The organism is Duganella sp. CT11-25, from assembly GCF_047302815.1.
In the GTDB taxonomy this organism is placed as follows: Bacteria; Pseudomonadota; Gammaproteobacteria; order Burkholderiales; family Burkholderiaceae_D; genus Rugamonas.
In genome coordinates this window covers 7203857-7229780 of record NZ_JBKBFD010000001.1, presented here as the reverse complement: position 1 = coordinate 7229780, position 25924 = coordinate 7203857, and the positions used below count along the sequence as shown (strand labels likewise).

General features: G+C 63.0%; 26 protein-coding genes. 8 read left to right on the top strand and 18 right to left on the bottom strand.

From position 1 onward, the window contains the following. Nucleotides 1-11: 11 nt before the first annotated feature. Both ACEN9F_RS31665 and ACEN9F_RS31660 read right to left on the bottom strand, forming a co-directional pair. The gene (locus ACEN9F_RS31665) at nt 12-299 is read right to left on the bottom strand and encodes a hypothetical protein (RefSeq protein ID WP_413426789.1); all 288 of its coding nucleotides are present in this window, start codon (nt 297-299) and stop codon (nt 12-14) included. A gap of 2 nt (nt 300-301) precedes the next feature. After that, nucleotides 302-940 (bottom strand): DUF1906 domain-containing protein, encoded by a 639-nt coding sequence (locus ACEN9F_RS31660; RefSeq protein WP_413426787.1) that lies wholly within the window; start codon nt 938-940, stop codon nt 302-304. Nucleotides 941-1180: 240 nt separating this feature from the next. Between ACEN9F_RS31660 and ACEN9F_RS31655 the strand changes: the two genes are divergently transcribed. The 3 genes from ACEN9F_RS31655 to ACEN9F_RS31645 all read left to right on the top strand — a co-directional run bounded on the left by ACEN9F_RS31655 (nt 1181) and on the right by ACEN9F_RS31645 (nt 5863). After that, nucleotides 1181-4453 carry a winged helix-turn-helix domain-containing protein gene (locus ACEN9F_RS31655; RefSeq protein ID WP_413426785.1) on the top strand — a complete coding sequence of 1091 codons (3273 nt, stop codon included), beginning with the start codon at nt 1181-1183 and terminating at the stop codon, nt 4451-4453. Then, the gene (locus tag ACEN9F_RS31650; RefSeq protein ID WP_413426783.1) at nt 4450-4815 is read left to right on the top strand and encodes a hypothetical protein; all 366 of its coding nucleotides are present in this window, start codon (nt 4450-4452) and stop codon (nt 4813-4815) included. The genes ACEN9F_RS31655 and ACEN9F_RS31650 overlap by 4 nt, the downstream gene beginning before the upstream one ends. Before the next feature lie 88 nt (nt 4816-4903). Further along, the gene (locus ACEN9F_RS31645) at nt 4904-5863 is read left to right on the top strand and encodes a succinylglutamate desuccinylase/aspartoacylase family protein (RefSeq protein WP_413426781.1); all 960 of its coding nucleotides are present in this window, start codon (nt 4904-4906) and stop codon (nt 5861-5863) included. On the opposite strand, the gene sugE is transcribed toward ACEN9F_RS31645, so the two are convergent. After that, nucleotides 5860-6177 carry a quaternary ammonium compound efflux SMR transporter SugE gene (sugE, locus tag ACEN9F_RS31640; RefSeq protein WP_413426779.1) on the bottom strand — a complete coding sequence of 106 codons (318 nt, stop codon included), beginning with the start codon at nt 6175-6177 and terminating at the stop codon, nt 5860-5862. The genes ACEN9F_RS31645 and sugE overlap by 4 nt on opposite strands. A gap of 205 nt (nt 6178-6382) precedes the next feature. Between sugE and ACEN9F_RS31635 the strand changes: the two genes are divergently transcribed. Then, complete coding sequence (locus tag ACEN9F_RS31635) at nt 6383-6742, top strand: DUF1304 domain-containing protein (RefSeq protein WP_413426777.1); 360 nt, start codon at nt 6383-6385, stop codon at nt 6740-6742. On the opposite strand, the gene ACEN9F_RS31630 is transcribed toward ACEN9F_RS31635, so the two are convergent. Both ACEN9F_RS31630 and ACEN9F_RS31625 read right to left on the bottom strand, forming a co-directional pair. Next, a complete protein-coding gene (locus ACEN9F_RS31630) occupies nt 6739-8862 on the bottom strand; it encodes a peptidase domain-containing ABC transporter (RefSeq protein ID WP_413426775.1) in 2124 nt (707 codons plus the stop codon). The two genes, ACEN9F_RS31635 and ACEN9F_RS31630, sit on opposite strands and share 4 nt — an antisense overlap. 14 nt (nt 8863-8876) lie before the next feature. Next, nucleotides 8877-10118, bottom strand: coding sequence for an HlyD family secretion protein (locus ACEN9F_RS31625; protein ID WP_413426773.1), 1242 nt, complete (start codon nt 10116-10118; stop codon nt 8877-8879). 499 nt (nt 10119-10617) lie between these two features. Here ACEN9F_RS31625 and ACEN9F_RS31620 point away from each other — a divergent pair, with 499 nt between their 5' ends. Further along, nucleotides 10618-10776, top strand: a complete 159-nt coding sequence (locus ACEN9F_RS31620) for a hypothetical protein (RefSeq protein ID WP_413426771.1) — start codon at nt 10618-10620, stop codon at nt 10774-10776. 541 nt (nt 10777-11317) lie between these two features. On the opposite strand, the gene ACEN9F_RS31615 is transcribed toward ACEN9F_RS31620, so the two are convergent. Continuing rightward, the gene (locus ACEN9F_RS31615; protein ID WP_413426769.1) at nt 11318-12322 is read right to left on the bottom strand and encodes a hypothetical protein; all 1005 of its coding nucleotides are present in this window, start codon (nt 12320-12322) and stop codon (nt 11318-11320) included. A 128-nt stretch (nt 12323-12450) separates the two neighbouring features. Between ACEN9F_RS31615 and ACEN9F_RS31610 the strand changes: the two genes are divergently transcribed. Then, entirely contained in the window at nt 12451-12747 is a 297-nt protein-coding gene (locus ACEN9F_RS31610; RefSeq protein ID WP_413426767.1) for an ArsR/SmtB family transcription factor, read from the top strand. 11 nt (nt 12748-12758) lie between these two features. Continuing rightward, nucleotides 12759-13814 carry an alkene reductase gene (locus ACEN9F_RS31605; protein WP_413426765.1) on the top strand — a complete coding sequence of 352 codons (1056 nt, stop codon included), beginning with the start codon at nt 12759-12761 and terminating at the stop codon, nt 13812-13814. Nucleotides 13815-13866: 52 nt separating this feature from the next. Here the strand turns inward: ACEN9F_RS31605 and ACEN9F_RS31600 are convergent, their stop codons facing one another. The 7 genes from ACEN9F_RS31600 to ACEN9F_RS31570 all read right to left on the bottom strand — a co-directional run bounded on the left by ACEN9F_RS31600 (nt 13867) and on the right by ACEN9F_RS31570 (nt 20913). Beyond that, the gene (locus ACEN9F_RS31600) at nt 13867-14832 is read right to left on the bottom strand and encodes an MBL fold metallo-hydrolase (protein WP_413426763.1); all 966 of its coding nucleotides are present in this window, start codon (nt 14830-14832) and stop codon (nt 13867-13869) included. A gap of 88 nt (nt 14833-14920) precedes the next feature. After that, complete coding sequence (locus tag ACEN9F_RS31595; protein WP_413426761.1) at nt 14921-15949, bottom strand: acetate kinase; 1029 nt, start codon at nt 15947-15949, stop codon at nt 14921-14923. A gap of 59 nt (nt 15950-16008) precedes the next feature. After that, nucleotides 16009-16500 (bottom strand): hypothetical protein, encoded by a 492-nt coding sequence (locus tag ACEN9F_RS31590; protein WP_413426759.1) that lies wholly within the window; start codon nt 16498-16500, stop codon nt 16009-16011. A 14-nt stretch (nt 16501-16514) separates the two neighbouring features. Next, nucleotides 16515-17201 (bottom strand): C39 family peptidase, encoded by a 687-nt coding sequence (locus ACEN9F_RS31585; protein ID WP_413427245.1) that lies wholly within the window; start codon nt 17199-17201, stop codon nt 16515-16517. Further along, nucleotides 17201-17554, bottom strand: a complete 354-nt coding sequence (locus ACEN9F_RS31580) for a hypothetical protein (protein WP_413426757.1) — start codon at nt 17552-17554, stop codon at nt 17201-17203. Before ACEN9F_RS31580 ends, ACEN9F_RS31585 begins: the two co-directional genes overlap by 1 nt. A 64-nt stretch (nt 17555-17618) precedes the next feature. After that, the gene (locus ACEN9F_RS31575) at nt 17619-19334 is read right to left on the bottom strand and encodes a hypothetical protein (protein WP_413426755.1); all 1716 of its coding nucleotides are present in this window, start codon (nt 19332-19334) and stop codon (nt 17619-17621) included. Nucleotides 19335-19506: 172 nt separating this feature from the next. After that, nucleotides 19507-20913: a sigma 54-interacting transcriptional regulator gene (locus tag ACEN9F_RS31570; protein ID WP_413426753.1), complete on the bottom strand. Its 1407-nt coding sequence runs from the start codon at nt 20911-20913 to the stop codon at nt 19507-19509. A 171-nt stretch (nt 20914-21084) separates the two neighbouring features. Between ACEN9F_RS31570 and ACEN9F_RS31565 the strand changes: the two genes are divergently transcribed. Continuing rightward, nucleotides 21085-21705 (top strand): 1-acyl-sn-glycerol-3-phosphate acyltransferase, encoded by a 621-nt coding sequence (locus ACEN9F_RS31565; RefSeq protein WP_413426751.1) that lies wholly within the window; start codon nt 21085-21087, stop codon nt 21703-21705. Nucleotides 21706-21711: 6 nt separating this feature from the next. On the opposite strand, the gene ACEN9F_RS31560 is transcribed toward ACEN9F_RS31565, so the two are convergent. The 5 genes from ACEN9F_RS31560 to ureC all read right to left on the bottom strand — a co-directional run bounded on the left by ACEN9F_RS31560 (nt 21712) and on the right by ureC (nt 25914). Then, entirely contained in the window at nt 21712-22260 is a 549-nt protein-coding gene (locus ACEN9F_RS31560; RefSeq protein ID WP_413426749.1) for a HupE/UreJ family protein, read from the bottom strand. A gap of 9 nt (nt 22261-22269) precedes the next feature. Beyond that, a complete protein-coding gene (gene ureG / locus ACEN9F_RS31555; RefSeq protein WP_413426747.1) occupies nt 22270-22893 on the bottom strand; it encodes an urease accessory protein UreG in 624 nt (207 codons plus the stop codon). 13 nt (nt 22894-22906) lie between these two features. Continuing rightward, entirely contained in the window at nt 22907-23587 is a 681-nt protein-coding gene (locus tag ACEN9F_RS31550) for an urease accessory protein UreF (protein ID WP_413427243.1), read from the bottom strand. Nucleotides 23588-23696: 109 nt separating this feature from the next. Then, nucleotides 23697-24206: an urease accessory protein UreE gene (gene ureE / locus ACEN9F_RS31545; protein WP_413426745.1), complete on the bottom strand. Its 510-nt coding sequence runs from the start codon at nt 24204-24206 to the stop codon at nt 23697-23699. 7 nt (nt 24207-24213) lie between these two features. Beyond that, nucleotides 24214-25914 carry an urease subunit alpha gene (gene ureC, locus ACEN9F_RS31540; protein ID WP_413426743.1) on the bottom strand — a complete coding sequence of 567 codons (1701 nt, stop codon included), beginning with the start codon at nt 25912-25914 and terminating at the stop codon, nt 24214-24216. Nucleotides 25915-25924 lie beyond the last annotated feature (10 nt).

Sequence of the window (25924 nt, the reverse complement as noted above, 5' to 3'; positions counted from 1 at the left end):
ACCGCATTTTATCAGGGCGATACCGCCATTGTCAGGACGTTATTAGAAACCGACAAGACCGCCGTGCTTTCCGGCGCAATCGCATAATTCTGGCTGTGACAGGAATAATAGTTGGTCATGCCCAGCCGTATGCAATCGATGGCCGCGCTGATGCCGGAGCTGATGGTGTAGGCGGACAGCACCATATCCGGGGCGGTGACAAACTTCAGCGTCAAATCCTGCCCCGTGTTGTTCAAAAAAACTGTCCTGGCCGGTTTGACCGTTTTCAACGAATGTGTTTCAGTAAAATGAATCTTCACCACTACAGCACCCTGAAAAGACCGGCCGGCAAGCCGTTGTTGTTACTCGCCAGATCGACACTGATCTTTTTGCCATCATCGACCGGCAAGGTCGCGGCGTCCAACTGCTTCAGGTTATACGCGGCATAGCCTTGCGATCCCAGAAACTCGGGGGGCGCGGACAGCCAGCCCAGCGTCGCCAGACCGGCGCCGATCATGGCCTGGCAGCAGGCGCCGGAGCCGTACACGCCGATCTGATACCGCTGCTCGCCCGGCCAGGCCGCCTCGAACGCCTGGTTCACGCCCTCGAAATAGCGCATGATCGGGCCCTCGATCTCGTCGCTGCCCGGATTGAAATCCACCGCGAAGTAAATCGCCGAGCCGGACGGTTGGGTGATGACCGACTGCGCCATCAAATAGGCGGCGGCGCCATCGGCCAACCCTTGGGCACGGCTGAAATAGTTGAGGTGCGGGCCGGCCGCCTCCCACACCACGCCGATCTGGATGCCGGCGTCGGTCAGCGCCCGCGCCTCGGCCAGCGACAGATTCCTGCCGGCCTGGTGGCTATACGAGCGAATTGCAAAATCGATACCTTGTTGTTTGATTGCTATTGCATGCTGCGTCAGTTCGAACGGAGCTTTCACGCCGGTCAAAACAGTCATAGGGGCTCCAGAGGGTTGAGGGGTGATCGATGACTGATGGGTGCGCCAATGCGACGGGATCGGCCGAATTTTAAAACTGCAAGATTGTTTAATTATTTCCCTCGACATAATGTTAATATTTCCGAGTTATGCAGGAGTGAAACAACTGTAACCAGTTGGCGATGAATCGGCCTTCCGAAAACCTTCCGATAGCTAAGCCATTGATTACAAATCACTTATTACCGAGCAAAGAAGGCTAGTGTGAACCATAAAAGTTTTCGTTTTGGACAGTGGCGGGTCGATCCGGCAACTAATACCGTCAGCTGCGAAGGCCTGAGCCGGCAGCTGGAACCCCGCGCCATGGATGTTTTATTGCATCTTTGCCGCAACCCGCATGTCGTCGTCTCCGCCGAAAGCTTGCTCGACGCCTGTTGGGGCGATGTGTCGCCCAGCGATAACGCCGTACACAAAATCATCACCCAGCTGCGCCGCGCGCTGGATGACTCGGCGACCGAACCGCGCTACATCGAAACCATCCGCAAGCGCGGCTACCGCCTGCTGGCCGAGCTCAGCTACGACGACGACGTCAGCAACGGCAGCTGGTTGCACGCCTCGCCGTTCCGCGGGCTGGAAGCATTTGAAGAACAGCACGCCTCCATCTTCTTCGGCCGCAAGATCAGCGTCGACCAATTGGTGCAGGTCGTGGTCGCGCAGGTCCAGGCCGCTTGTGCGATGGTTCTGGTGCTGGGGCCGTCGGGCGCCGGCAAGACCTCGCTGGTGCAGGCCGGCCTGATTCCCGCGCTGAAAGCGGGCGCCGCGCCGGCCGATGCCGGACTGGCTATCAACGCCCACCTCCAGCTCGATTGCGCCGACATGGGCCAGGCCGGGCTGCTGGAAACCCTGGCCAGCGTGCTGCTGGATGCCGAAATCGGCGACCGTTTGTTGTTTGAAAACACCAGCGCCGTCACACTGGCGCAACGTCTGGCGCAGGATTTGCCGGGCGTGATCGAGCAATTGCAAAAGCAAATGCCGGCGATTCAATTGCTGGTCTTTATCGACCGCTTCGAAGCCGTGTTCCGGCTGCCGCACATCAGCGAACAGGAACGTGCCGTCTTCATCAACGTGCTCGACCAGCTGGCGCGCTCCGGCAGCGTGCTGCTGATACTGGCCTGCCGCAACGACTTCTACCCACACTTGACAGCCTATCCGGCACTGATGAGCATGAAGCTGCGCGGAGGCCACTTCGACTTGACGCCGCCCGGCAGCGCCGACATCGCGCAAATCATCCGCCACCCGGCACAAGTGGCACAGCTGCGTTACACGACCGACGAGCGCGGCGAAAGTCTGGACGAGCTGCTGATCAGCGCCGCGAAATCCGGCCCGGACACCTTGCCGTTGCTGCAATACTGTCTGCAAGAGCTATACCGGCTGCGCAGCGCAGACGGCGAGCTGAGCCACGCCGCCTTCCATGAAATGGGCGGTCTCGAAGGCTCCATCGGCGCGCGCGCCGAGCAAGTCATTTCCGCCTTGGGCCCGGCGCAGATCGCCGCCCTGCCCCATGTACTGTCGCAACTGGTGCTGGTCGCTGACGATGAATCGACCGTGACTTCGCGCCGGGTTCCCTGGTCCGCCCTGCGCAACGACGCCGAGAACAAGCTGGTGCAAGCCCTGGTGGATGCCCACTTGTTCGTCAGCGACCTGCAAGGCGGCACGCCCGCCTTCGGCATCGCCCACGAAGCCCTGCTGCGCCGTTGGCCGCGCGTGGTCGCGTGGATCGACGAGCATCGCCAGGCTTTGCAAGTCCGCAGCCGCATCAGCGCCCAAGCCAACCGCTGGCAAGACAGCGGCCGCAAGCGGGACATGCTGCTGCCGTCGGGCACACAAGCCAACCAAGCCCGCCATCTATTGAAGACGAGCGGATTCAGTTTTACGCAACAAGAGCAGGACTTCGTCCAGGCATCGTTGATGGGCGTGCGGCGCGGCGAACGGCTACGGCTTGGAATCATGATCGTAGTGGTCAGTCTAGCCGTGCTGGCCGGTGGTCTTGGTGCTGCCGCACGATCGGCACAAACACAGGCCGAAGCGCACCGTACCGAGGCGGAGGGGCTGATGGGCTACATGCTGGGCGAGTTCGTCGACAAGCTTCGACCTTTGGGCAAGCTAGACCTCCTCGACAGCATTAGCAACCGCGCGCTGAAATATCTGTCCGATCCGGCGCGCAGCAACGACGGCGATGTAGCCTTGGCTCAGCGCGCCCGATCGCTGCAGCTCATTTCCGAGGTACGCATCGCCCGTGCCGACCCGGCCGGAGCCAACGCCGCGCTGCTGGCTGGCCACGCTATCCTACAGCGGCAATTGCAAGGCCAACCGACCGACCCTACGTTGCGCAAGAGCGCCGGCGAAAACGCCTTCTGGCTGGGCCAGATCCATCTCGACCAGAAAGAATGGGCTGAGGCTGAACGCTACTTCCGCGAGTACCGCGACCACAGCGATCAACTGGCGGCTGCGGCACCCGCCGATGTCGACGGCTGGATCGAGCAATCGTTCGCGCACAACAGCTTGGGTACAGTGGCCCTACGGCGCGGCGACATTGCTAACGCGGTCACCGAATTTGCGCTTTCGGTAGAGTTGAAAACTCGCGCCCACGAGCAAAAGCCTAAGGACAAACAGATCACCGCCGACTTGGCCGACAGTCTATCTTGGCTAGCCAGCGCTCAGATGCAACAAGGTAAGTTGGCGCAGGCAGAAGCGCTGTACTCCCGCGGTTTGACGCTACTGGAAGCGCTGCATGAGACCTATCCTAACGAAGTATCGTGGGTCAACGAACTAGCTGCAACTTGGTCCCATCAATCGGACTTAAGGCAGGCGCGAGGCCAGTTGACCGACGCCTATGCCCACGCGCAGCAAGCGCATTCACTATTGCAGGCGATCGTCGAAAAAGATCGGAGTAATCGTAACTGGCAGCGCAATCTCTACATCGCCGAACTGCGTATGTTCGATACCGACACCAAGCCGCGCACGCCCTTCCAAGCATTGGCTCATCTGGAACAGTTGCAAGGGCGCTTTGCTGAGCTCAGTCGCCTTGAACCCAAGCACTTGAACTTGCAGACATTAGTGGCAATGGTGCAACAGCGCAAAGCATCCGTACTGCTCCAACAGCGGCAAGCGGACGCCGCCGCCAAGGAACTTCAACCGGCGTTGAACAAACTGCAGCAGCTTCACGACGCAGTCCCGGCCGACCAGGTGATACTCAACGCGCTCAGTGATGCGCTATTGCTCAACGCAGACCTCGGCGGCTTGCAGGCCGATGCCACCGCGCTGAGTCATTGTGATGCCGTGCGTACGTTGCTGCGTCCACTGATAAGCGACAGTTCCGATTTCCATTTGCTGGCGCCCTGGGTCAAGGCCAACGTCTGCATGGATCAAAGCGAGCAAGTAGGTCACATAAAGAAGCAGCTTGAAGCGATGTCCTATCGTGATGCAGCCTATCTGCAATATCTATCTACCCACCAACCAAAGAAAGCGAACTTATGAGCAAAATCCACGCCTCTACACCGTTCATCAACGTCATGGTAAAGGTCAAAGCTGGCGACACGCCTGGCACTTATAACGTACACACGGCTCCGGAAATGCCGTGTGCCACGCAGAAGGATACGATCATTAACTACCAGATCTATGATGACGACAATGAGGGTATCGTCTTCACTGGCATGACCATCACGACTTTGGGGAATCCTCAACTGAGCGCGCCGAGCGTCAGTCTCAGCGGCAAGCAGTTGACATTCTGCGATTCAAACACATCCACTGTCACGATCAGCTTTAAGCTCAACTTTAAGAATGCTGCTGGCGTGGAATTCATGCATGATCCGCAAGTAAAAAACGATCCTCAGGTCTGATTAATCCCCTGCACGACGAAGCTGCCCAAGCGGCAGCTTCGCTGTCGCTTGAGATACCGTGCATTTTTGACAAATTGATGGGCAGAGCATGACAGTAACATACGCGTTGCAATTCAAGTCTCAGCAATATAGCGGCCAGCAACCCGGCACGCGACTAATCATCACCGGCGCCGTTCACGGCAACGAAACCTGCGGCACCAAGGCCATCCAGCGCGTGATGCAGGAACTCGACAGTGGCAAGCTGTTGATACGCAACGGCAGCGTCACCTTCGTCCCGATCACCAACCCGCTGGCCTATGCAAAAGGCGAACGCTCCGGAGAACGCAACCTGAACCGCAACCTGTTCCCGAATTCCAACCCGCAGGATTTCGAAGACCGCATCGCCAACTGGCTGTGCCCTCTTCTGGCCCAGCACGACGTGCTGCTCGACCTGCACTCGTTCAACGCCAACAGCGAACCGTTCGTCATGGTCGGCCCGCGCAACAACGACGGCCCGCTCGAACCGTTCAAGCACGAGGAAAAGGAACGCGCGATGGCGCGCCGCCTCGGCGTGCGCCGCTTCGTCGACGGCTGGCTGCGCACCTATGGCGCCGGCGTCCAGCGCCGCATGAGCGGCAGCAGCGAGCTGCAAACCGTGCTGCGCTACGGCATGGGCACCACCGAATACATGCGCAGCACCGGCGGCTACGCACTGACCTTGGAGTGCGGCCAGCACGCCGACCCGCAAGCGCCGGAAGTAGCCTACCGCGCCATCATGAACACGCTGGCCTTCCACGGCCTGATCGACGCACCGTCGCCGGAGCCGATCGCGATGGAAGACATGGAAGCGCTGAGCATGGTCGCGGTCTACGACAAGCAGCACGCCGACGATAGCTTCAGCCGCCAGTGGTCGAGCTTTGATCCGGTCGTGCAGGGCCAGCAGATCGGCACCCGCGCCGACGGCACGCCGGTGCTGGCCGAGTTCGACGGCCGCATCCTGTTCCCGGACGCCGCGGCCAACGCCAACAGCGAGTGGTATTACCTGACCCGCGCCAATCCTTCGTTTTAAACGGCGGAAATCTTCAGGCCGATGATGCCGCCAACAATCATGGCGATGCACGTCAGCCTGACGACGCTGGCCGGCTCGTTGAGCATGACGATGCCGTAAATCACCGTACCAACGGTGCCGATGCCGGTCCAGATCGCATAGGCCGTGCCCAGCGGCAGCGTGCGCAGCGCCAGGCCCAGCAAGCCGACGCTGCCGGCCATCGCGGCCAGCGTCAGCGCCGACGGGATCAGCTTGGTAAAGCCTTCGGTGTATTTGAGTCCGACCGCCCATACGACTTCCAGCAGGCCGGCCAGGATCAGAATCATCCAGGTCATCAGAGTTCCTTGTTGCGGCAAGGTCGTCCCCGCCTGGAAAACGCCACCACGGGCGCGGTACTTCTATCTGTGGCGGGGTCGTCCCCGCAGAAGCGCAAGAGCCCGTACTATACCAAGGGTGCAAAATTGGTGCAGAGCCTCTAGCCGCTGCAGCTTTTTCCGGGCGATAATGTTTCTTCAACATTCATAACAATAAGGAGCACCCATGCATTTAGCAGCGCAGATCGTCACCGCACTGGTGGCGCTGATACACGTTTATATCGTCCTGCTCGAAACCGTGCTGTTCCAGACGCGCGGCCGCCGCGTGTTTGGCCTGAGCAAGGAGAAGGCGGACATCGTCCAGCCGGCGATGTCGAACCAGGGCTGCTATAACGGTTTCCTGGTCGCCGCGCTGGTGGTCGGCTTCGCGCATCCGGACGCGGCGATCGCTTCGGCCTTCACCGTGTTCGGCCTGTGCTGCGTGGCGGTGGCCGGCATTTGGGGCGGCGTGACCGTCAAACGCTCCATCCTGCTGATCCAGACGCTGCCGGCGGTGATCGCGCTGGCGCTGCATCTTGCTCGCTAAGCACTAGCGTAGAGACCGGCCGGCTCGTCTGCAGAAACCAGCTTGCCGGACTTCAGCACCACCACCCTGTCCGCGCTGGCTATCGTCTCCGGCCGATGCGCCACGACTATGCGTGTGAGCCCCATTGACCTGACAGTCGTGTTGACGCTCTTCTCGTTGTCGATGTCCAACTCACTGGTCGCTTCATCCAGGACCAGAATGCGCGGTTGCCGGTACAGCGCGCGGGCCAGCAATATGCGCTGTTTCTGTCCACCGCTGATGCCAACACCGCTGTCGCCTGTAATGGTGTTGTATCCCATCGGCATGCTTTCGATTTCCGTTCCGACCGCTGCCAATCGCGCGCATTCCTTGATCCGCTTCCACTCTGGCATGGGGTCGAAGAAACTGATATTTTCCGCCACCGATCCGGAAAACAGCCGATCCTCCTGCATCACCGTCGCGACCATGTTGCGATAGGTGGTCAAGCCCAGCCGTTGAATCGGCTGGCCGCCCACCAGGATTTCACCATGCGTGGGAGCGAGTAAACCCAGCATCACTTTCACCAAGGTCGTCTTGCCACCTCCGGAAATGCCGGTAATGGCGACGCTCTCCCCTGCCCCAATCTTCAGATCGACATTTTCGAACACATAAGGCTCGGTCGGCGAGTAGCGGAAGGAGATACCGCGCAGTTCGATGCTCGGCGACAGTTGGTCCAGGTCCACCTCATCGGCATCATGACTGCCCAGCACTTCAGCTTCCGCCAGCACGATGTCCGCCACGCGCTCGCCGTGTAGCTTCAGCATCTTGAATTCAACCACCTTATCCACCAGCGCCGCCAACCTGGTGGAGAACTGATCCTTGTAGGCAATGAACGCAAACAGCATACCGGTCGTGAACACATGGTCCATCACCGCAGCCGCAGCGAGCCACACGACCAGAACACGCTCCAGGCCGAACAGCAAGGTTTGCGCCGTTTCGTAGCTAATCCGAATCCGGTGAATGCGCAGCTCGGCATTAAATTGTTCGGCCAGAATGTTCAACCATCCCGAGCGCCGCTGTTCGCCTTTGCCGAACAAACGTACGCTTTGTATGCCATTCGCGGTTTCAAAGAAATGGGTAGTTTGCTTTGCCGCGTGAATGATTTGTTCGGACGTCGCGGCGCGCAATCCGTGGAATAAAGCCCAACGCATCAAGGCATATAGCACCACCGCAATCAAGGAAATCCAGGCCAGCCGCTGGCTATACAGCATCATCATGGCGAAGGTCCCGGCTACCATCACGCCATCAACCATCGCCTGCACGAAGCCGCCGGTCAGGGTTTTCTGGATAGTTGTGATCGAGCCGAAGCGCGACATGATGTTGCCGACGTGGCGCTTCTCAAAATACTCCAGCGGCAGCTTCACCATATGGCCGAAGACATTGCCCAACCACTGGAAATTGAGCTGGGTACTGATCGCCACAACAAACCAGCCGCGCACGGCACTGATGGCTGCCTGTATCAATATGAGCAGGCCGAAGCCCAAGGCTAGCGTGGTCAGCAAATCCCGATCCGCCGATACCAGCGCATTATCGACCACCCACTGCAAAAAGAATGGCAGCGCAATCGAGACCGCCTCCAAGGCGAGCGCCAGCAGCAGGATCTGCGTCAGGCCGCGCTTCAGGCCGGTGATATGCCCCATCAAGCCGCGCAGCGTGAAGTGCAGCGTCTGGTCGGCCGGTGTGAAATCGGTGGCGGGGCTCAATTCGAGCGCGACGCCAGTGAAGTGCTTGCTGAATTCAGCCATCGTAAAGCTGCGCACGCCGATCGCGGGATCGTGAATCACGGCACGACGACTCGATACCGAGACCAGCACCACGAAGTGGTCCATATCCCAATGGATAATGCAAGGCAGCCGCAGTTGCGGCAAGTTGTGCATATCCAGTTTGACTGGGCGGCTGTCCAGCTTCAACACCTGCGAGATGCGAATCAGGCTCTCCAGCGTCGCGCCCTTGCGCGAGATCGGAAAACGCAAGCGCAGCGATGCCAGGTCCGTGCGATAGCCGTGATAATCGGCCACCATCGCCAGGCTGCACAGCCCGCACTCACTGGCCTCGGTCTGCAAATAAATCGGCACTTTGCGGTGCAATCCGATCCGTTCCATTCAGTACAGCTCCATCATAAACGGCTAGAAATACCGAGCAAGGGTTCCAACACCCACTCCGCCAATGTGCGATGTTCCAGTACCAGCGTGGCTGATAGCTGCATGCCAGGCTTGAGCGCATAAGGCAGGCCTGCGGCAACAACATCTTGCGCATCCAGACTCACGCGCACGCGGTAGACAGGCTCGGACGTAGCGCTGGCCGGCTGCAATTCGCCGAGCGAAATCGTAGTCAAGGAAATTTCACGCACACGGCCATGAAACTGTCCGAATTTTTGGTAAGGGAACGCGTCGTACCGCAGCAAAACCTCCGTACCAGGACGCACAAATCCGGCTGCGCGCGTCGGGACATAAAGCTCGGCTTCAAGCTTGCTGTCTTTAGGCAGCAAGCTTGCCAGTCGCTGCTCGATCGAAACGGCTTGTCCCTGGTCGACGACGATACCCGCCAGCCTACCGCTTTCGTCGGCGCGAACCACGAGTTGACGTTTGGCTTCGCTCTCGCTGGCTTGCTGCTTGAGCTCCTCAAGACTGCGCTTGAGTGTTGAGGCATCGCGGCTGCTTTGCAACGGCAAGTCGCTGCGCAGCGCAGTGAGCGCGCCGATATCGCGCTGAATGCTCAGGCGTTGTCCTTCGATAGTGGATGTCCGGGCTTCCTGCTCCAGCAGCTCAGCAGCCTTTTGACTGGCCGTATTTTTAGAAACACTTCCTTCCGCTGCAAGACTGTTGAGGCTATTCGACAATCCGCGCACGATTTCCGTTTTGCGCCGCTGCAAAGCCAACTCCGCATCCAACTGCTTCAGGCTGGTGCTGAGATTATCAAGACGAAAGGCAATTTCCTGTCCCTTGTTGGAGCTTTGAATGCCTTGCTGCTCCAACTCCTTGCTCAGGTGCGCCATACGGGACGACAGCGCCTCATTGATGGAGGCCTGCGTATCTCCTTTGGCGCTCGTGCGTTCGCTGGTCAGTACAAATACCGGGTCGCCGACCTGAAGCAAGTCGCCTTCTTTAGCTTGGATGCGGGTAACCACGCCGGACTGCGGCGCAGCCAGTCGGATCACGCCACGATCAGGGACCACCACCCCACTCACCGTCTCCTTGCGTGTGAAGCCATGACTGAACGCGAACACAATCAGCGCTATGACGATGCAGCAAAAGAATACGGTCAAAGCAGTGTACGACCAGGTATACGCCAATATAACCACGCCGTGCAGACGCTTATTCTTGTGCTCCACGGCTTCAGGGCGAAACAGTCGACTCATCAAGGTCTTTCATGTGCAAAAAAAGTGGACGCACAAGCGTCCACAGTGAAGAAATCTATCTGGCGTTGAATAGGCGATCAAAACCAATTGCTCTGCTTCAATTCGCAATGAATGCTACCGGACCTGACCTGATTACGCAACGATCTACCCGTGATAAGACGCACGCAATTTCTTCGTTGCATAAGCGAAAGACCTCTGTTAGTCTTTTTACGTTGTTTACCAAAAAATAATTTACGTCGAGGGATCTCTTTCTGAGATGCGTGTTTGATTAACTGAGGATATTTACATGCGTATAGCTTCCATTCAAAGTTGCAAGACTTCTATTTTGACGTTCTTTACCGAAAGCGTCTTAAAAACAGCCACGACCCACACTGCCACAGACATTCAAGAAGTTCAACCGGCGGAGTATTCCGCGATCGCTGGTGGCCCACAGGTTCAAAACGATCCCCAACCTCGCTGAGCATAACTTGGCTAACTCAAGAATAAGGAGTGGTAAACCATGAACCTCATTTCGAACATCAAAAAAATATTTTCGCCTTCTATCGGCCTGGATGCGCGTCAGGCTAATATGGCACCAATTCAAAATCTAACAGAGGGCGAGAGCCATGCCGTGCCCGGTGGCCCGCAGGTCCAGAACGATCCCCAAAAACCTCCATAAGCGCCCACCGCTAACAGCACAATAGACATTCAAGAACTTCCATATTGAAGAGTATGAAAGCAAACACCGCACTGTTGATCTGTGCAGCAATTGGCATTGGGACCGCTGGTTATGCGCAACTAACCAACAAGCCAACATCGCACGAGGTCAATCAAGCGTCCTGTGAAAAGGACGCAATTAGAAGTATTCCGAACATCACTGAGCGAGCAATATTGGCTTCGAAATGCGCAGAGCGGGGACGAGCCTGAGCGTCTGGCGCAACAGTTTTTGGCGCGATTGATAAGATCCGATAAATTTTGGCGACACTAGCCAGGAAATGAATTATGCATATTTTCTTTCTTTGTATCTGATAAAAATCCGTCATTCAGCGCAGTTCCCAAAACTAGTTTTTCGGTGACGGAAAAAGTAGGCAACGAACCTGCCATTCAGCAACTCACAGTAGAGGAATATCTATGTGTAGCTGGTGGACCGGAAAGCTCAAGTAGCTCGGGTGGCACTCCACCGAGACCACTATCACCTTAATCTTTCGACGCCACTTCGTTTATTTCCTCAGATCAGGCAACACCAGCGGCGTCACGGCCGGCGTGGTATCCGGCGGCTTGGCGCCGCTGCCGCGCAGCGCCAGCAGCCAGCCGATGCCGTCGAACCAGAACGGCGCGCCCAGCGATGAGGCGAAGGCCGTCATGATCCAGCCGATCAGCGCGAAGGCCAACGCGGCCAGGAAGGCGCCGACACCCTTGCCGTCGGCGGCGTCGAAGCGCGGCGACGGCCAGCCTATCGGCAGCGCCTTGACCTCTTGCAGTTCGCGTGTCATTTGCGCGGTCTGCGCCGTCGGCGTGGCGGCCGGCGTCGCGGCGGCCGGCTTGGCGTCGCTCGCTTTCTGCACCAGGCCGGCTGTGACGGCCGAGTCGCGCCACAAGCGCTGCGACAATTCCAGCGCATCGATGTTCATTGCGCACGCATAGAACAGGCCGACGCAGAACAACACCAGTTGCGAGCGCCGCTTGTACCAACCCGAGATACGGTCCATGACCGTGTCGTACCAGATGCGCACGGCGTTCTCCAGCGCCGCGATGTCCTCCGGCCCCTCGCCCATGATGGCCAGCAAGGTGCGGCTCAGGCCGTCATTGCCCAGCTTGGCCAGCAAGGCGGCGGCGGTCTGCGTCTTGCCGTACTTGGCAGTCAGCGTGGAGACAAACGCCCGTGCGAATATCGCGGACGGAATATAGGACGGCATGCGCCCCTTCTGCGCCATGCCGATAATCAGCGGATGGCTCATGACTTCACTGGTCAGCGAATGCGACCCCAGTTTCTCCAGCCCGAAGCCGGCGTCCATGCGCAGGAAGCGCTGGATCGATGGCCAGATGCCGCGCACCCGTTTCTTGCCCGCCGATTCGTGCAGCATGGTCAACACGCCATCCAGCAGCACCTTGGCGCGCGTCTGGAACAGCGAGGCGATCGCTTCGCGCGTGGCGCTGCACAGCAGGCTCACCGCCAGAAAAGTGTAGGACAGCCCGATGGCCACATCCAGGTAATGACTCGACATATACACCTCGTTATCCTGAATACAATGTTCCCATAACATAAAGGATTTTTCGGCCGCCAGCACATTTTTCTTTTACATCGTAAGATGGCGATATTGAAATCGGAAAAACACGATCTATATATCGTTACATGCAGATGGACATAGACGCTATACATAAAGCCCTCGCCAACCCGATGCGGCGCCAGATCCTGGCGTGGCTGAAGGAGCCGGAGGTGTATTTCTCGGACCAGCAGCATCCGCTGAGCCTGGGCGTATGCGCCGGTCTGATCGACCGCCGCTGCGAACTGTCGCAGTCGACCGTGTCGGCGCATCTGGCCACCTTGCTCAAGGCCGGCCTGATCACGTCGCACCGCGTCGGCCAGTGGAATTACTTTAAACGCGATGAAGCCCTCATCCAGGCCTTCATCGACCAAATGCAACTATAAGGAAACGCATCATGGCAAATCTCTTCGACCCGATCACCATTGGCGATATCACGCTGAAAAACCGCGTCATCATGGCGCCCCTGACCCGCGCCCGCGCCATCGGCGGCGCCCGCGTGCCGAACGCCTTGATGGCCAAGTACTACGAGCAGCGCGCCAGCGCCGGCCTGATCCTGAGCGAAGCGACCGCCGTGACGCCGCAAGGCGTGGGCTACGCCGATACGCCGGGCCTGTGGTCCGACGAGCAGGTCGAGGGCTGGAAGCAAGTGACCGAGGCAGTGCATCAAGCCGGCGGCGTGATCTTCGCCCAACTGTGGCACGTGGGCCGCATCTCGGACCCGAGCTTCCTGAACGGCGATGCGCCGGTCTCGGCCAGCGCGATCGCCGCCGACGGCCACGTCAGCCTGCTGCGTCCGCAGCGCGCCTACCCTGTGCCGCGCGCGCTGGATACCGAAGAGCTGGCCGGCATCGTCGCGGCCTACAAGAAAGGTGCGGAAAACGCCAAGAAGGCTGGCTTCGACGGCGTGGAAATCCACGGCGCCAACGGCTATCTGCTGGACCAGTTCCTGCAAGACAAGACCAACCAGCGTACCGACAACTACGGAGGCCCGATCGAGAACCGCGCCCGCCTGATGCTGGAAGTGACCGATGCCTGCATCGCAGTGTGGGGCGCGAACCGCGTCGGCATGCACCTGGCGCCGCGCCGCGATTCGCACGACATGGGCGATTCCAATCCTGCCGCGACCTTCGGCTACGTGGCGCGCGAACTGGGCAAGCGCAAGATCGCTTTCATCTGCGCGCGTGAAGCCGTCGGCGAAGACAGCCTGGGCCCGTTGCTGAAAAAGGAATTCGGCGGCGTCTACATCGCCAACGAAAAGATGGACAAGCAGGCCGCCCAGAAAGTGCTGGACAGCGGTGCGGCCGACGCGATCGCCTTCGGCAAGGCTTACATCTCGAATCCCGACCTGGTGCGCCGCCTGCAACTGGACGCGCCGCTGAACGAGTGGAAGGCTGAAACCTTCTACGCGCCGGCCGAGGAAGGTTATACCGATTACCCTGCCCTGGCGTAACCGCAAATTCAGCATGGGTTCCCGCTTTCGCCGGAATCCATGCTGAACAGAACTATCGCGGCTGCGTGTAATTGACCGGCACGAACAGGTAACCGCCCTTGCCGTTGGACCGCACATGGCCCAGCGCCGGGAACGCCAGGTGCGGCGCACCGATCAGGTAGCCGCCCTTGGCCGCCGCCGCGAACGCTTCCTTGCGCTCGGCAATGGCGATCTTGCTGTCGCTGTCGAACTGAATACCCACGCCCGGATCCTCAAACTGCACCGCCTGCACGTGCAGCAAATCCCCCAGCAACACCAGCTTCTGGCCCTTGCTTTCGACCACGTAGGTGATGTGGCCCGGCGTGTGGCCGCCATTGAAATACGATTTGATGCCCGGCACCAGCTCGCTGTTGGCGACGATAGGCTGGAACTTGCCCGCCTTCACGTAGGGATTGATCGACACCATCGGGCCCTGGAAATTATCCTTGGCCTCGGCCGGCGCCTTGTCCAGGTTGGCCGGGTTCAGATAGTAGTCCGCGTCCAGCTTGCCGGCGCGGACGATGGCGTTCGGGAACATGCGCTGCTCATTGGCCGCCAGGCCGCCGACGTGGTCGCCGTGCATGTGGCTGATGTAGATCTCGTCGACCTGCTCCGGCTTGTAGCCGGACGCCTTCAGATTGCCCAGCAGCTGGCCCAGCGTCGGGCCGAACAGGCTGGCGGCGCCGGTGTCGATCAGGATCAGCTTGCTGCCGGTATTGATCAGGAAGCCGTTGACCGAGGTTTGCAGCGGGCTTTTCTCGAAAGACTTGGCCAGCGCGGCGTCGGTCTTGGCGGCCGGCTGCTTCAGCAGTTTGTTGACCGGCAAGTCCAGGGTGCCGTCGTTCAGCACGGTGACTTCAAAATCGCCCAGCGTGGTGCGATAGAAACCCGGCGCCTGGAACTTGGCCATCGGCGCGGCGGCCTGGGCCGGCGCGCCCGCCAAGGCGGCAGCCAGCGCCGCAGCGATGGCTGCCGTTTGGGTCAATTTTGTCGAGATCATGGCTCCCCTTATTTTGAGAATTGTCAGGAACGCTACAATACCTCAAATGCACGGATTTAGCAGAGCACGTTAGAACCCACCCCGTTTTTCAAAACGTCATCGGCAAGCGGAACGACAGCTGCACGTCCGGCGTATCGCGCGTCAGGCCGGCGCCGACCGCGATGTTGACGGTGCGCTTGTCGGTGAGGCGGTAGGAAAATCCCATCAGCAGCGTGCCCAGTTGCGTACGCACCGAACCCGCCACCGGCTTGCCGTTCTGCCGCGTGCGGGCGATCGAGCTGTGGTCGTAGCCAAAGCTGATCAGCGACTTGTCGTTGAGCGCCAGACCGACGCCGAAATTGAAGCCGATCACGCCGCCCGGCTCGATCTTGCCCAGCGGCTCCCATTCGCCGTTCAACACCTGGCGGCTGACATTGTCGCGCTTGAAGTTGTACAGGTAGCTGACGCTGCCGAACAAGATCGCCGGGTCGCTGGAATACAGCCAGGTCAGGCTCGGTTGCAGCGCGTAAAAGCCCGAGCCGGTCGGCAGCTCCAGCGGCAGGCCGGTGCCGGTGGCGTTCGGCCCGACGCAGCGCTGGCTGCAATCGGTGACCACCTCGAACGGATCGGTGCCGGTGCGCGACTTGAAACGCAGGCCCGCCACGTAATACGGCTTGTCGATGCCGCCGTCGTTGAGCTGGTAGCGCACCGCCAGTTCGGCGTCGCCCACGCCGCGCCCGCTGGTGTCGAACACGCGGTCGACGCCGGTGCCGGTGAACACTTCGCGGCTGACGGTGGAGTCGGAACGGTAGACATACGGCACCTTCAGCTCCAGCTCGGCGCGGTTGGTCAGGCCGTAGCGGCCGGTGATGGCGCCGGTCAGCGTGTTGCGCTTGACCTCCCTCACGTCCACCAGGCCGATCAGCAGCGCCGGGATGATGGTGTAGCCGACCAGCACCACGCGGTTGCTGGACGAATAGCCGAACTGCATCGACGGCTCCAGCACCAGCTTGCCGCGCGGCGTCAGCACGCCCGGCTGCTCGAACAGCGGCGCCACCGCCGGCGGCCTGCCATCCTGCGGCGGCGGCGCGCCGACCGCCTGCCCCTGCCCCTGCTGCGCCAGTGCGGTCCCGTTCATCGCGCCCATCGTCATTACCACGGCCAACGCCATCGCTCTTGCTTGCATCGCTACCCTCTCTACTTGCCTACCGCACTGCTCAAGGCGTCGCGCAGAGCGCTTTCAAAATTGACGGCCTTGAGCATGGCCAGATTGCCGACCGTGGTGTTGATCGTGGTCTGGCTGCGTATCGCCTGATCGTTCGCGCTGTTCTGTATCAGCAGCGCCCCCAGCGTTTGCGCAGGCAGCGTCGGATCGACCGTGTTGCCAGGGCCGACCTGCACCACCGCGGCGGCCAGCGCATCGCTGACCGTCCTTGCTTCCGCAGCGCTCAACTGTGTCATATCGGCGATCGAGAAACGACTGTTTACAACAACACTGCCATTGATCGAAACCAAACGTTCGACACCTAGCGAGACCAGCATGCCGTTGCCGAGGTCGAAGCCGCCGCGCGCCTGCTCCAGTGTGCTGTCGTCGACGGCGCCCCAGTCGCCGGTCGGGTCCGGTAAAGCTTCACCGGCGTGCGCCACCGTCCCGCAGGCCAGTAGCACGGTCAATAAAGTGTTGCGCATGGCAGCGCCTCCTGTCAGTAGTTGCCGCTGCCGTTCTTGAACAAGGTGATGTTGGCCAGGCTGGAGCGGTTGATCGCCTCGCCCAGCGGCGCGCGCGGCGCGACGCCCCAGTCGGCCTGTTGATTGAAGTGCGGCTGCCCCGGCCAGTTGTGGATGACGAACAGCAACCGGTCCGGCCGCATCGCCTCGAAGTCCGCGCGCCGCATCGCTCGCGTGCCGCCGGCCGGATCGCCGAGCAGCACGCGCTCGTCCTCGATGCCCTTGATGACGACAAAATGCAGGTAGCCGTTCTCGACGATGCGCACGATGGCCGGCAGCTTCGCCTCGGCCAGCTTCTGCAAAGGCTGCAGGTAGCCGTCGGCGATGAAGCCCTGCTGCGCCAGGTAGCGCTTCATGTCCAGCAGCGAAAAGCCTTCGCGCTGTATTTTCTGCTGGTCGCCGCTCGCGTACATGGCGGCAAACACTTGCTGTTCGGTAACGGGTTTGTCGTAGTGATAGCTGAGCAGCGTCGCCACCGCCGCCGAGCCGCAGCTGAAGTCGTCCTTCTGCCGCACCGTCGAACGGAAACGCGCCTCCTTCAGGCTGGTCACCGGCAGCGCGTAGCTGCCGCCGCCACCGACGCCGGGCAGCTCCGCCGCACCGGCCAGGCCGGCGGCGCACAACGCGGCGCCGGCCATGAACACGCTCGCCAGGGTCTTCATCATTGCATCTGGATGTTGATGATGGTGGCGTTCTGGATCAGCACATTGGTGCCGGAATTCTGGATCGCGATCGGCAGTCCGGAAGCATTGCTGAACGAGCCGCTGTTGATCGAATTGGCGCCGCTGAGCACGTTGACCGCCGTGTTGTCGGTCACCGTGCCGTCCAGCCGCATGGTGTTGGTCACCGTGTCGGCGCCGCCGCGCAGCGCGGCCAGCTCGCCCACGTCCACCGCCTTGCCGTCAAAGCCGGCCGGATCGGCCACGGTAATGACGATCTCCGGCACCAGCGGCGGCGCGGCGCCGGCCTGCCAGCTGGCGGCCAGCAGTAGAACCACGCATAAATATTTGCGCATACCATCCCTCCTGTCGTTGGCTGTAGCGGAGCGCGCGCCGGACTGCGCGCGCCCCGCCTGCTTGTTACCTGCCTACCGACAGGTTGGACTGCACGTTGACGCTCTGCTGCACCAGCGCCGCGATGCCGCTGTTTTGCGACGCCACCATGATGCCGGCGGCGGACTGGCCGACGCTGTTCATGGTATTGGACATATTGAAGGTGCCCGCATCGACCGTCACCGCGCCGCCCGCGCCGCCGGCCGCACCGGTCCCCGCACCGCCGGTGGCTGTGCCGCCGGTGTTGGTACCGCCCGAACCGCCTGCGCCGCCGGTGTTGCTACCGCCGCCGGCACCGCCGGCACCGCCGGCGCCCGCCGTCGAGCTGCCATTGGTCGGATCGCCGTTGCTGGCCGTGCCGCCGGTGGCCGCGCCGCCCGCCGCACCGGCACCGCCGGTATTGGCCGCCGCGCCGCTGCTGCCGCCGCCCGCGCCCGCGCCGCCGGCACCGCCGGCCGCGCCTGTGCTGCTGGCGCTACCGCCAGCGGCGCCCGAGCCGCCCGCGCCCGAGGCCGCCGCCGCACCGGCACCGCCGGTTTGCGTCACGCCCGCACCCGCGCCGCCCGAGCCGCTGGTGGCCGCGCCGCCTGCCGCGCCGTTACCGGCGGTATTGCGGCCGCCCGTGCCCGCCGCGCCGGCGCCGCGGGCGCCGCCCGCCGCACCCGCACCGCCGGCACCGCCCGTTGCCGAGCCGGTGGTCGTGGTACCGTCGCCCGAACCGGCGCCACCGCCCGTGGCCGCGCCCGAGCCGCCGTTCGCGGTCTGCGACGGCGGCGTGCCTGCCGTGCCGCCATCGGTCGGCACGCCGGCCGTGTTGGTACCGGTCGCCGCGCCCGAACCGGCGCCGCCGCCGGAGGCGGAACTGGTGGCGCCGCCGGAGCCGCTCGCCGCATAGCCGCCGGCCGCGCCGGCCCCGCCGGCACCGGCCGAACCCCTCGACCCGCCCGAGCCGCCGCCGGCCAGGCCGGTGCTGCCGCCCAAGCCGCCGTTGCTGCCGGTGGCAGCGCCGCTGGCGCCGCCGTTGCCGCCGTTGGAGCCGCCGATGCCGCCGCCGGCGCCGCCGGTTGCCGCGCCGGTGGCGCCGCCATTACCGCCGTAGCCGCCGTAGGTCTCGCCGCCGGCGCCGCCGTAGCCGCCGTAACCGCCCGCGCCGCCGGCCCCGCCCGCACCGGTGCTGGCGCCGGCCGCATAACCGCCGGCGCCGCCGGCGCCGCCGGCCGTGGCGCCGACCACCGGCGAGCCGTTGTAGGCGCTGCCGTTGGTCGAGCTGCCGCCCGCGCCGCCGGCCGCGCCGGCGCCGCCGTAGCTGGCGCCGCCGGCGCCGGCGGTGGCGGCGGCATTGCCGCCTGTCGCATTGCCGCCATAGCCGTTGCCGCCATAGCCGCCGGTGCTGTTACCGCTGTTGGTGGCGCGGTTGCCGATGTCGTGCACGGTGTTGCCGCCCACGGTGCCGGTCAGCGTGGTGGTCGCGTCGGCGCTGGAGGTGTTGAAGGCATTGCTGAAGGTCGACGTGGCCGTGCCGCCGTTGTTGGCGGCGACGCCGCCGATCGCATTGGCGGCGGCTTGGCCAGTACTGTTGTTATTGTTGTTGCGGTTCTTGGTGCTGCTGTCCTGGATGGCGCTGGAGGCGTCGTTGGCGTGCGCCCCCGCGCCGGACTGGGTGGTCGTTGGCGGCGTGGTTTGCGCATAAGCCTGCGTGCCAAAAGCCAGCGCAATCGCTGCGCCGATCAGAGATTTTTTCATGGTTGCTCCCTACCTTGTTGTTCATGGGTTGATCAAGAATCGTGGCGCCAGGGGACCGATCTCCCGGCCAGACTTCTTTCGCAAACTTGGTGCCAGCGGTGGCAAGACATTGAAATCTAAAGACTATTCGACGCGCCGCGTGCCTGAGCCCGGCCCTTTCCGGCGTTGAGCGTCACTTGCCTGTGACAGAGCGCCCCGGCGCGCCGCCCTTCTCATTGGGCGCGGAGGTGTAACAGACACGCGACGGCGCGGGTATGCCATGCTTGGCCAGCAGGCGATACAACGTCATGCGCGATACGCCAAGGTCGCGCGCGGCCAGCGTGATGTTGCGGCCGGCGCGCAGCAGGCTGGCGTCGATGGCGTCGCGCTCGGCGCGGATGCGGGCGTCGTCCAGCTGCGCGGCGCCGTCCGGCGCGCGCACCGGACTCAGGCCCAGGTCCTGCGGCACGATCAGGCGCCCTTCCGCCATCACCATCGCGCGCCGCACGCGGTTGATCAATTCGCGCACGTTGCCGGGCCAGTCGTAGTCGCGGATCGCCTGCGCGGCACGGCCGCTGAAGCCTTTGACGCGGCGCGCCCGCTCGCTGGAAAAGGTGCGGAAAAAATGTTCGGCCAGCGGCAGCAGGTCTTCCTTGCGCTCGCGCAGCGACGGCACGTCCAGCGCCAGCACGTTGAGGCGGTAGTACAGGTCTTCGCGGAAGACGCCGCGCCGCACCGCCTGGGCCAGGTCCACGTGCGAGGCGGCGATGACGCGCACGTCCACCGCGATGCTGTGCGTCGAACCCAGGCGGTAGATGGTCTTCTCCTGCAGGAAGCGCAGCAGGTTGGCTTGCAGCTCCATCGGCAGGTCGCCGATCTCGTCGAGGAAAATCGAGCCGCCCTGCGCCGATTCGATCAGGCCACGCTTGGCGTGCGCGGCGCCGGTAAAGGCGCCGCGCTCGTAGCCGAACAGCTCGGACTGGATCAGCGCGGCGGGGATCGCGCCGCAATTGATGGGCACGAACGGTCCCTTGCGGCGCGCCGAATGCGCATGCACGGCCTGCGCCGCCAGCTCCTTGCCGCTGCCGCTCTCGCCCCAGATCAGCACCGGCGCGCTGGCCGCCGCCACCTTGACGATCTGCCGCCGCAGCCGCACGATGGCGCTGCTTTGTCCGGTCAGCGACGGTTCGTCGCCGGCATGCGGCGCCGGCACGGCGGCCCGCAGCGTCGCCAGGCCGAACGCATGGCCCAGCGCGTAACGCAACCTGGCGGCGTCGATCGGCCAGGTGTGGAAGTCGCCGCAATGATCGAGCACCAGCTGGCGCCACAACGGCTGCTCCAGCACCGGCGCCGGCAGCACGGCGATCCAGTGCGTCTGCCAGTGATCGTGCAGCAGATGGTCCAGCGCCTCCAGCGGCTCGCCCGCCGCCGCCTCGTCCACCATCAGCAGGCCGAGGGCGAATGACCGCGCCCTCAACTGACGGCTGGCTTCGGCCAGCGTAGCGGCCCGGCACACCTCCCATCCGTCCACTGCCGCATTCGGCGCCTCCAATAAGATGCGATCGCCGATCGCCACGCACAGTATGGTTTTTGTCGTCATCCACATTGGATGAGAAACAATAAATAAAGTTCAATCTTTCCGGCTATGCAAATGACGAATCGCTTGCCCGGCCGTCGGCCCCAATATAGAATGCGTGCGCGGTTTTTTGACGAGGTCTATGCCAACCTGTCAATAGTGAAAATAAGTTAAAACAACGACGGGGTATGTGAGATGAGCGATTTTGTACTGAAACCGGCGGATCTGCCGAGCTGGGGCCAGCGCATGTCGCTGCGCGTCCTCAACCTGTTCGGCTGGCGCATGCTGTACCGCCCACTGCCCGGCCCGCGCGGCATCGCGGTGATCTACCCGCACACCTCGAACTGGGATTTCATGGTCGGCCTGTTCGGCAAGTGGACGCTCAAGCTGCCGTTCCGCTGGCTGGCCAAGGATTCGCTGTTCAAGCTGCCGGTGCTGGGCAAATGGTTCCGCGCGCTGGGCGGCGAGCCGGTCGAACGCGGCACGCCGAGCGGCACCATCAAGCTGCAGGCGCAACGCATGAACGCGGCCGACTGGTACTGGGTCGGCATCACGCCGGAAGCGACGCGCGGCTACCGCCCCAACTGGAAAAGCGGTTTCTATCACCTGGCGCTGGAAGCCAAGGTGCCGCTGGCGCTGGTGTATATCGACTATCCGAACAAGACGCTGGGCCTGGTCGATCATGTGTTCCTGACCGGCGACCAGGAAGCCGACATGGCCGCCATCCGCGCCGGCTTCGAAGGCCACCGCGGCCTGTACCCCGAGAACCAGGCGCCCATCGTGCTGCAGGAACGCCGCACCGAGACGCGCGGCTGACCAGCCTTACACCGCCGCCACCAGCATCACGCCGGTGGCGGCAATCGCCGCGCCGGATACCTTCAGCGCCAGCGCGGGGGCCACGCGGCCCAGCACACTTCCTCCGCATACCAGCAGCGAACTAGCCAGCAACAGGCCGAAGGCGCTGGCCGCCTGCGGCAGCTCGTGCCCGTGCGCGTTGCCGTGCAGGAGAGCGAAGGCGCCCACCATCACGGCGCCGGCCGCCGCCGGCAGGCGGGCCGCGACCGCGATCAGCACGCCCGTCAGGACCACGGTGGCGGCGATGCCGGTTTCCAGTCCGGGGATCGCCAGACCGGCCGCGCCGCTCGCCATGCCGACCATGACCATGCCGATGAAGACGCAAGGCAGCCAGCGCGCGTTGGACTGGCGCGCGCTCCAGATGCCGGCCGCCAGCATCGCCAGCAAGTGATCGAGACCGGTGAACGGATGGGCGAAGCCGGCGATGAAGCCGTGCGTGTGGACGCCGCCCGCTTGCGGGTGGGCCAGTGCGGCGCCGCTGATGAGCGCCAGTGTGAGGGCCGCGATCTTTTTCATAGTGTCTCCTTAGTGTGGGGTCTGGCCCAGCAGGCCTTGTTCGCGGATGAAGTCGATGACGGCGGTCACGCCGTCGCCGCTGCGCAGATTGGTGAAGATGAACGGACGCGCGCCGCGCTGCTGTTTGGCGTCGCGCGCCATCACATCGAGGTCGGCGCCGACGTGCGGCGCCAGGTCGGTCTTGTTGATGATCAGCAGATCCGAGCGGGTGATGCCGGGGCCGCCCTTGCGCGGGATCTTCTCGCCGCCGGCCACGTCGATGACGTAGATGGTCAAGTCGGACAGCTCGGGACTGAAGGTGGCGGCCAGGTTGTCGCCGCCGGATTCGACCAGGATCAGGTCCAGCTTGGGGAAGTCGGCCTGCATGCGGGCGATGGCTTCGAGGTTGATCGAGGCATCTTCGCGGATCGCGGTGTGCGGACAGCCGCCGGTCTCCACGCCCATCAGGCGCTCGGCCGGCAAGGCGTCCGCGCGCAGCAGGATCTCCATGTCTTCCTTGGTGTAGATGTCGTTGGTGATGACGGCCATGTCGTAGTGGTCGCGCATGCCTTTGCAGAGCATCTCGCACAAGGCGGTTTTGCCGGAGCCGACAGGGCCGCCGATGCCGACGCGGAGGGGATTGGAAGTAGTCATGGTGGGTTGTCTCTCAAGATCTATATAAACGGCTGTATTGGACTTCGTGCTGCATCGACAGCAGCGACAGGCCCGGCGCCCAGTTGCTCATGTCATCGTCGGCGACGGTTTGCGCGTGGCGTGCGGCTGCCTCGATATCGGCGCGCAGCGACAGCAGCATGCGCTGGCCCGCCACCTGCCCCAGCGGCACGGACTTGACGCACACCAGCACCTGGTTCTCGGCCCACGCGAACAGCATCGCCAGCAGCGCGGCCTCGTGCGGGATCTCCAGCGCGGCGACGGCGCAGGAGAATGCGGTCGGCAAGGCGACTTCCGGCTCGCCTTGCAGCTGCGCCAGCATCTCGGCATCGACGAAGCCCAGTTCGGCCACCAGCTTGGTCAGCGAGTAGCCCATCTGGATGGTCTCGGCGCGGAACTCGGCGCTGTCGCGCGAGGCGATGAAACGCTCGCTCCATTCGGCCACCGCCGGCCAGTCGCGCCGCGACCATGCCCGCATCAGGCGCCAGCAGACCGGCGCTTCCCATTGCGCCACCACTTCATGCAGATGGCGCAGGATCCAGGCGCGCGCGGTGCCGGCGTTGTGGACGGCGCCGTTTTGCAGCGCCGCCTCCAGCCCCTGCGAATAGCTGTACGCGCCGATCGGCAGGGCCGGACTGGCGAATTGCAGGAGGTTGAGCAGCGCGGATGCTTGCATCACGCCCCCGCCGTCGTCATCCCCGCGCAGGCGGGGATCCATGCCGGGCGGGCCGCGACGCGTTCCATGGATTCCCGCCTGCGCGGGAATGACGATGACGCCGCCGACTTCATTTCGGGTCGCTCGGGCGGTGGATCTTCTGGCGCAGCGGGATTGGCGCCAGCGGATGATGGCCGCCATCATCGTGATGCGCGTGCCCGCCGCCGTAGGCGCCGGACTCCGGCTCGAAGGCGGCCTTCTCCTCCACCACCGTCGCGCCCAGGCCCGCCAGCATCTCCTTCAGCACCGCGTCCGCGCGGATGCGCAGGAAGCCGTCGCCGACCTGCGCCTGCGTGTGGCGGTTACCGAGATGGAAGGCGCAGCGCAGCAAGGTGTGGGCGTCGGCGCAGGTGACCTTGTAGGTCGGCTCCGCCGCGGCCACCACCTTGACGACGCGCTTGTCCTCGCCGGTCAGCAGGTCGCCGTCGCGCAGCACGGTGCCGCGCACGGTGAAGACGGCGACATCCTCGCCGGTGTCGAGCGTCGCGCGCAGGCGGCATTTCTCGCGCAGTTCGTAGGGCAGCACGAGCTGCGCGGAAATCGCGTCGGCATGTGGAATCTTGGTGTGCAATGTCAGCATAGTGAACTTAGAACAGGAAGTAGCGCTGCGCCATCGGCAGCTCGGTCGCCGCTTCGCAAACCAGCAGCTCGCCGTCGGCGCGCACTTCATAGGTTTCAGGATTGACGTCCATCTTCGGCGTCAGGCCGTTGTGGATCATGTCGGACTTGCGCAGCGCGCGCATGTTCCTGGCCACGATCAGCGTCTTGTTCAGTTTAAGCTTGTCGCCGATGCCGTCGTCATACGCCGCCTGCGAGACGAACGTGAACGACTTCTTCAAGCCGCCGCCGAAGGCGCCGAACATCATCCGGTAATGCACCGGCTGCGGCGTCGGGATCGAGGCGTTGGGGTCGCCCATCTGCGCGGCGGCGATCATGCCGCCTTTTAAAATCGTCGACGGCTTGACGCCGAAGAAGGCCGGCTTCCACAACACCAGATCGGCGATCTTGCCCACTTCCAGCGATCCGACCGCATGCGCGATGCCGTGCGTGATGGCCGGGTTGATGGTGTACTTGGCGATGTAGCGCTTGACGCGGAAGTTATCGTTGCGCGAGGAGTCCGGCGCCAGCGGACCGCGCTGCGTCTTCATCTTGTGCGCCGTCTGCCAGGTGCGCATGATGACTTCGCCCACACGGCCCATGGCCTGCGAATCCGACGACATCATCGAGATCGCGCCGAGATCGTGCAGGATGTCTTCCGCCGCGATCGTCTCGCGGCGGATCCGCGATTCCGCGAACGCCACATCCTCGGCGATCGCCGCGTCCAGGTGATGGCACACCATCAGCATGTCCAGGTGCTCGTCCAGCGTGTTGACGGTGAATGGACGGGTCGGATTGGTCGACGACGGCAGCACATTGGATTCGCCCACCGCCGCGATGATGTCCGGCGCATGGCCGCCGCCCGCGCCCTCGGTGTGGAAGGTATGGATGGTGCGGTCCTTGAAGGCCGCCAGCGTATCGGACAGGTAGCCGCCCTCGTTCAGCGTATCGCTGTGGATCGCCACCTGCACGTCCATCCTGTCGGCCACCGACAGGCAGTTGTCGATGGCGGCCGGCGTGCTGCCCCAGTCCTCGTGCAGCTTCAGGCCGATGGCGCCGGCGCGCACCTGCTCTTCCAGCGGCTCCGGCAGGCTGACGTTGCCCTTGCCGAGGAAGCCCAGGTTCATCGGGAAGGCGTCGGCCGCGCCCAGCATCGCGTGCAGGTGCCACGGACCCGGCGTGCAGGTGGTGGCAGAGGTGCCGGCCGACGGCCCGGTGCCGCCGCCTATCATGGTGGTCACGCCGCTCATCAGCGCTTCCTCGATCTGCTGCGGGCAGATGAAGTGGATGTGCGTGTCGACGCCGCCGGCGGTGACGATCATGCCTTCGCCGGCGATGATCTCGGTGGCGCCGCCGATGGCCATCGTCACATTCGACTGGATGTCCGGATTGCCGGCCTTGCCGATGGCGGCGATCATGCCGTTCTTCAGGCCGATGTCGGCCTTGACGATGCCCCAGTGGTCGATGATCACCGCATTGGTGATCACCGTGTCCATCACGTCGGCGGCCACGCGCTGCGACTGGCCCATGCCGTCGCGGATCACTTTGCCGCCGCCGAATTTGACTTCCTCGCCGTAGGTGGCGTAATCGTGCTCGATTTCGATAAACAGTTCGGTGTCGGCCAGGCGGATGCGGTCCCCCTTGGTCGGGCCGAACATCTCCGCATAGGCGCGGCGCGAGATTGTAGCCATGTCAGCCTTT

Coding starts and splice junctions, on each gene's coding strand:
- ACEN9F_RS31660 (WP_413426787.1), bottom strand. CDS start 940: ATGACTGTTTTGACCGGCGTGAAAGCTCCGTTCGAACTGACGCAGCAT.
- ACEN9F_RS31650 (WP_413426783.1), top strand. CDS start 4,450: ATGAGCAAAATCCACGCCTCTACACCGTTCATCAACGTCATGGTAAAG.
- ACEN9F_RS31645 (WP_413426781.1), top strand. CDS start 4,904: ATGACAGTAACATACGCGTTGCAATTCAAGTCTCAGCAATATAGCGGC.
- sugE (WP_413426779.1), bottom strand. CDS start 6,177: ATGACCTGGATGATTCTGATCCTGGCCGGCCTGCTGGAAGTCGTATGG.
- ACEN9F_RS31635 (WP_413426777.1), top strand. CDS start 6,383: ATGCATTTAGCAGCGCAGATCGTCACCGCACTGGTGGCGCTGATACAC.
- ACEN9F_RS31630 (WP_413426775.1), bottom strand. CDS start 8,862: ATGGAACGGATCGGATTGCACCGCAAAGTGCCGATTTATTTGCAGACC.
- ACEN9F_RS31625 (WP_413426773.1), bottom strand. CDS start 10,118: ATGAGTCGACTGTTTCGCCCTGAAGCCGTGGAGCACAAGAATAAGCGT.
- ACEN9F_RS31620 (WP_413426771.1), top strand. CDS start 10,618: ATGAACCTCATTTCGAACATCAAAAAAATATTTTCGCCTTCTATCGGC.
- ACEN9F_RS31615 (WP_413426769.1), bottom strand. CDS start 12,322: ATGTCGAGTCATTACCTGGATGTGGCCATCGGGCTGTCCTACACTTTT.
- ACEN9F_RS31610 (WP_413426767.1), top strand. CDS start 12,451: ATGCAGATGGACATAGACGCTATACATAAAGCCCTCGCCAACCCGATG.
- ACEN9F_RS31605 (WP_413426765.1), top strand. CDS start 12,759: ATGGCAAATCTCTTCGACCCGATCACCATTGGCGATATCACGCTGAAA.
- ACEN9F_RS31600 (WP_413426763.1), bottom strand. CDS start 14,832: ATGATCTCGACAAAATTGACCCAAACGGCAGCCATCGCTGCGGCGCTG.
- ACEN9F_RS31595 (WP_413426761.1), bottom strand. CDS start 15,949: ATGAACGGGACCGCACTGGCGCAGCAGGGGCAGGGGCAGGCGGTCGGC.
- ACEN9F_RS31590 (WP_413426759.1), bottom strand. CDS start 16,500: ATGCGCAACACTTTATTGACCGTGCTACTGGCCTGCGGGACGGTGGCG.
- ACEN9F_RS31585 (WP_413427245.1), bottom strand. CDS start 17,201: ATGAAGACCCTGGCGAGCGTGTTCATGGCCGGCGCCGCGTTGTGCGCC.
- ACEN9F_RS31580 (WP_413426757.1), bottom strand. CDS start 17,554: ATGCGCAAATATTTATGCGTGGTTCTACTGCTGGCCGCCAGCTGGCAG.
- ACEN9F_RS31575 (WP_413426755.1), bottom strand. CDS start 19,334: ATGAAAAAATCTCTGATCGGCGCAGCGATTGCGCTGGCTTTTGGCACG.
- ACEN9F_RS31570 (WP_413426753.1), bottom strand. CDS start 20,913: ATGACGACAAAAACCATACTGTGCGTGGCGATCGGCGATCGCATCTTA.
- ACEN9F_RS31565 (WP_413426751.1), top strand. CDS start 21,085: ATGAGCGATTTTGTACTGAAACCGGCGGATCTGCCGAGCTGGGGCCAG.
- ACEN9F_RS31560 (WP_413426749.1), bottom strand. CDS start 22,260: ATGAAAAAGATCGCGGCCCTCACACTGGCGCTCATCAGCGGCGCCGCA.
- ureG (WP_413426747.1), bottom strand. CDS start 22,893: ATGACTACTTCCAATCCCCTCCGCGTCGGCATCGGCGGCCCTGTCGGC.
- ACEN9F_RS31550 (WP_413427243.1), bottom strand. CDS start 23,587: ATGCAAGCATCCGCGCTGCTCAACCTCCTGCAATTCGCCAGTCCGGCC.
- ureE (WP_413426745.1), bottom strand. CDS start 24,206: ATGCTGACATTGCACACCAAGATTCCACATGCCGACGCGATTTCCGCG.
- ureC (WP_413426743.1), bottom strand. CDS start 25,914: ATGGCTACAATCTCGCGCCGCGCCTATGCGGAGATGTTCGGCCCGACC.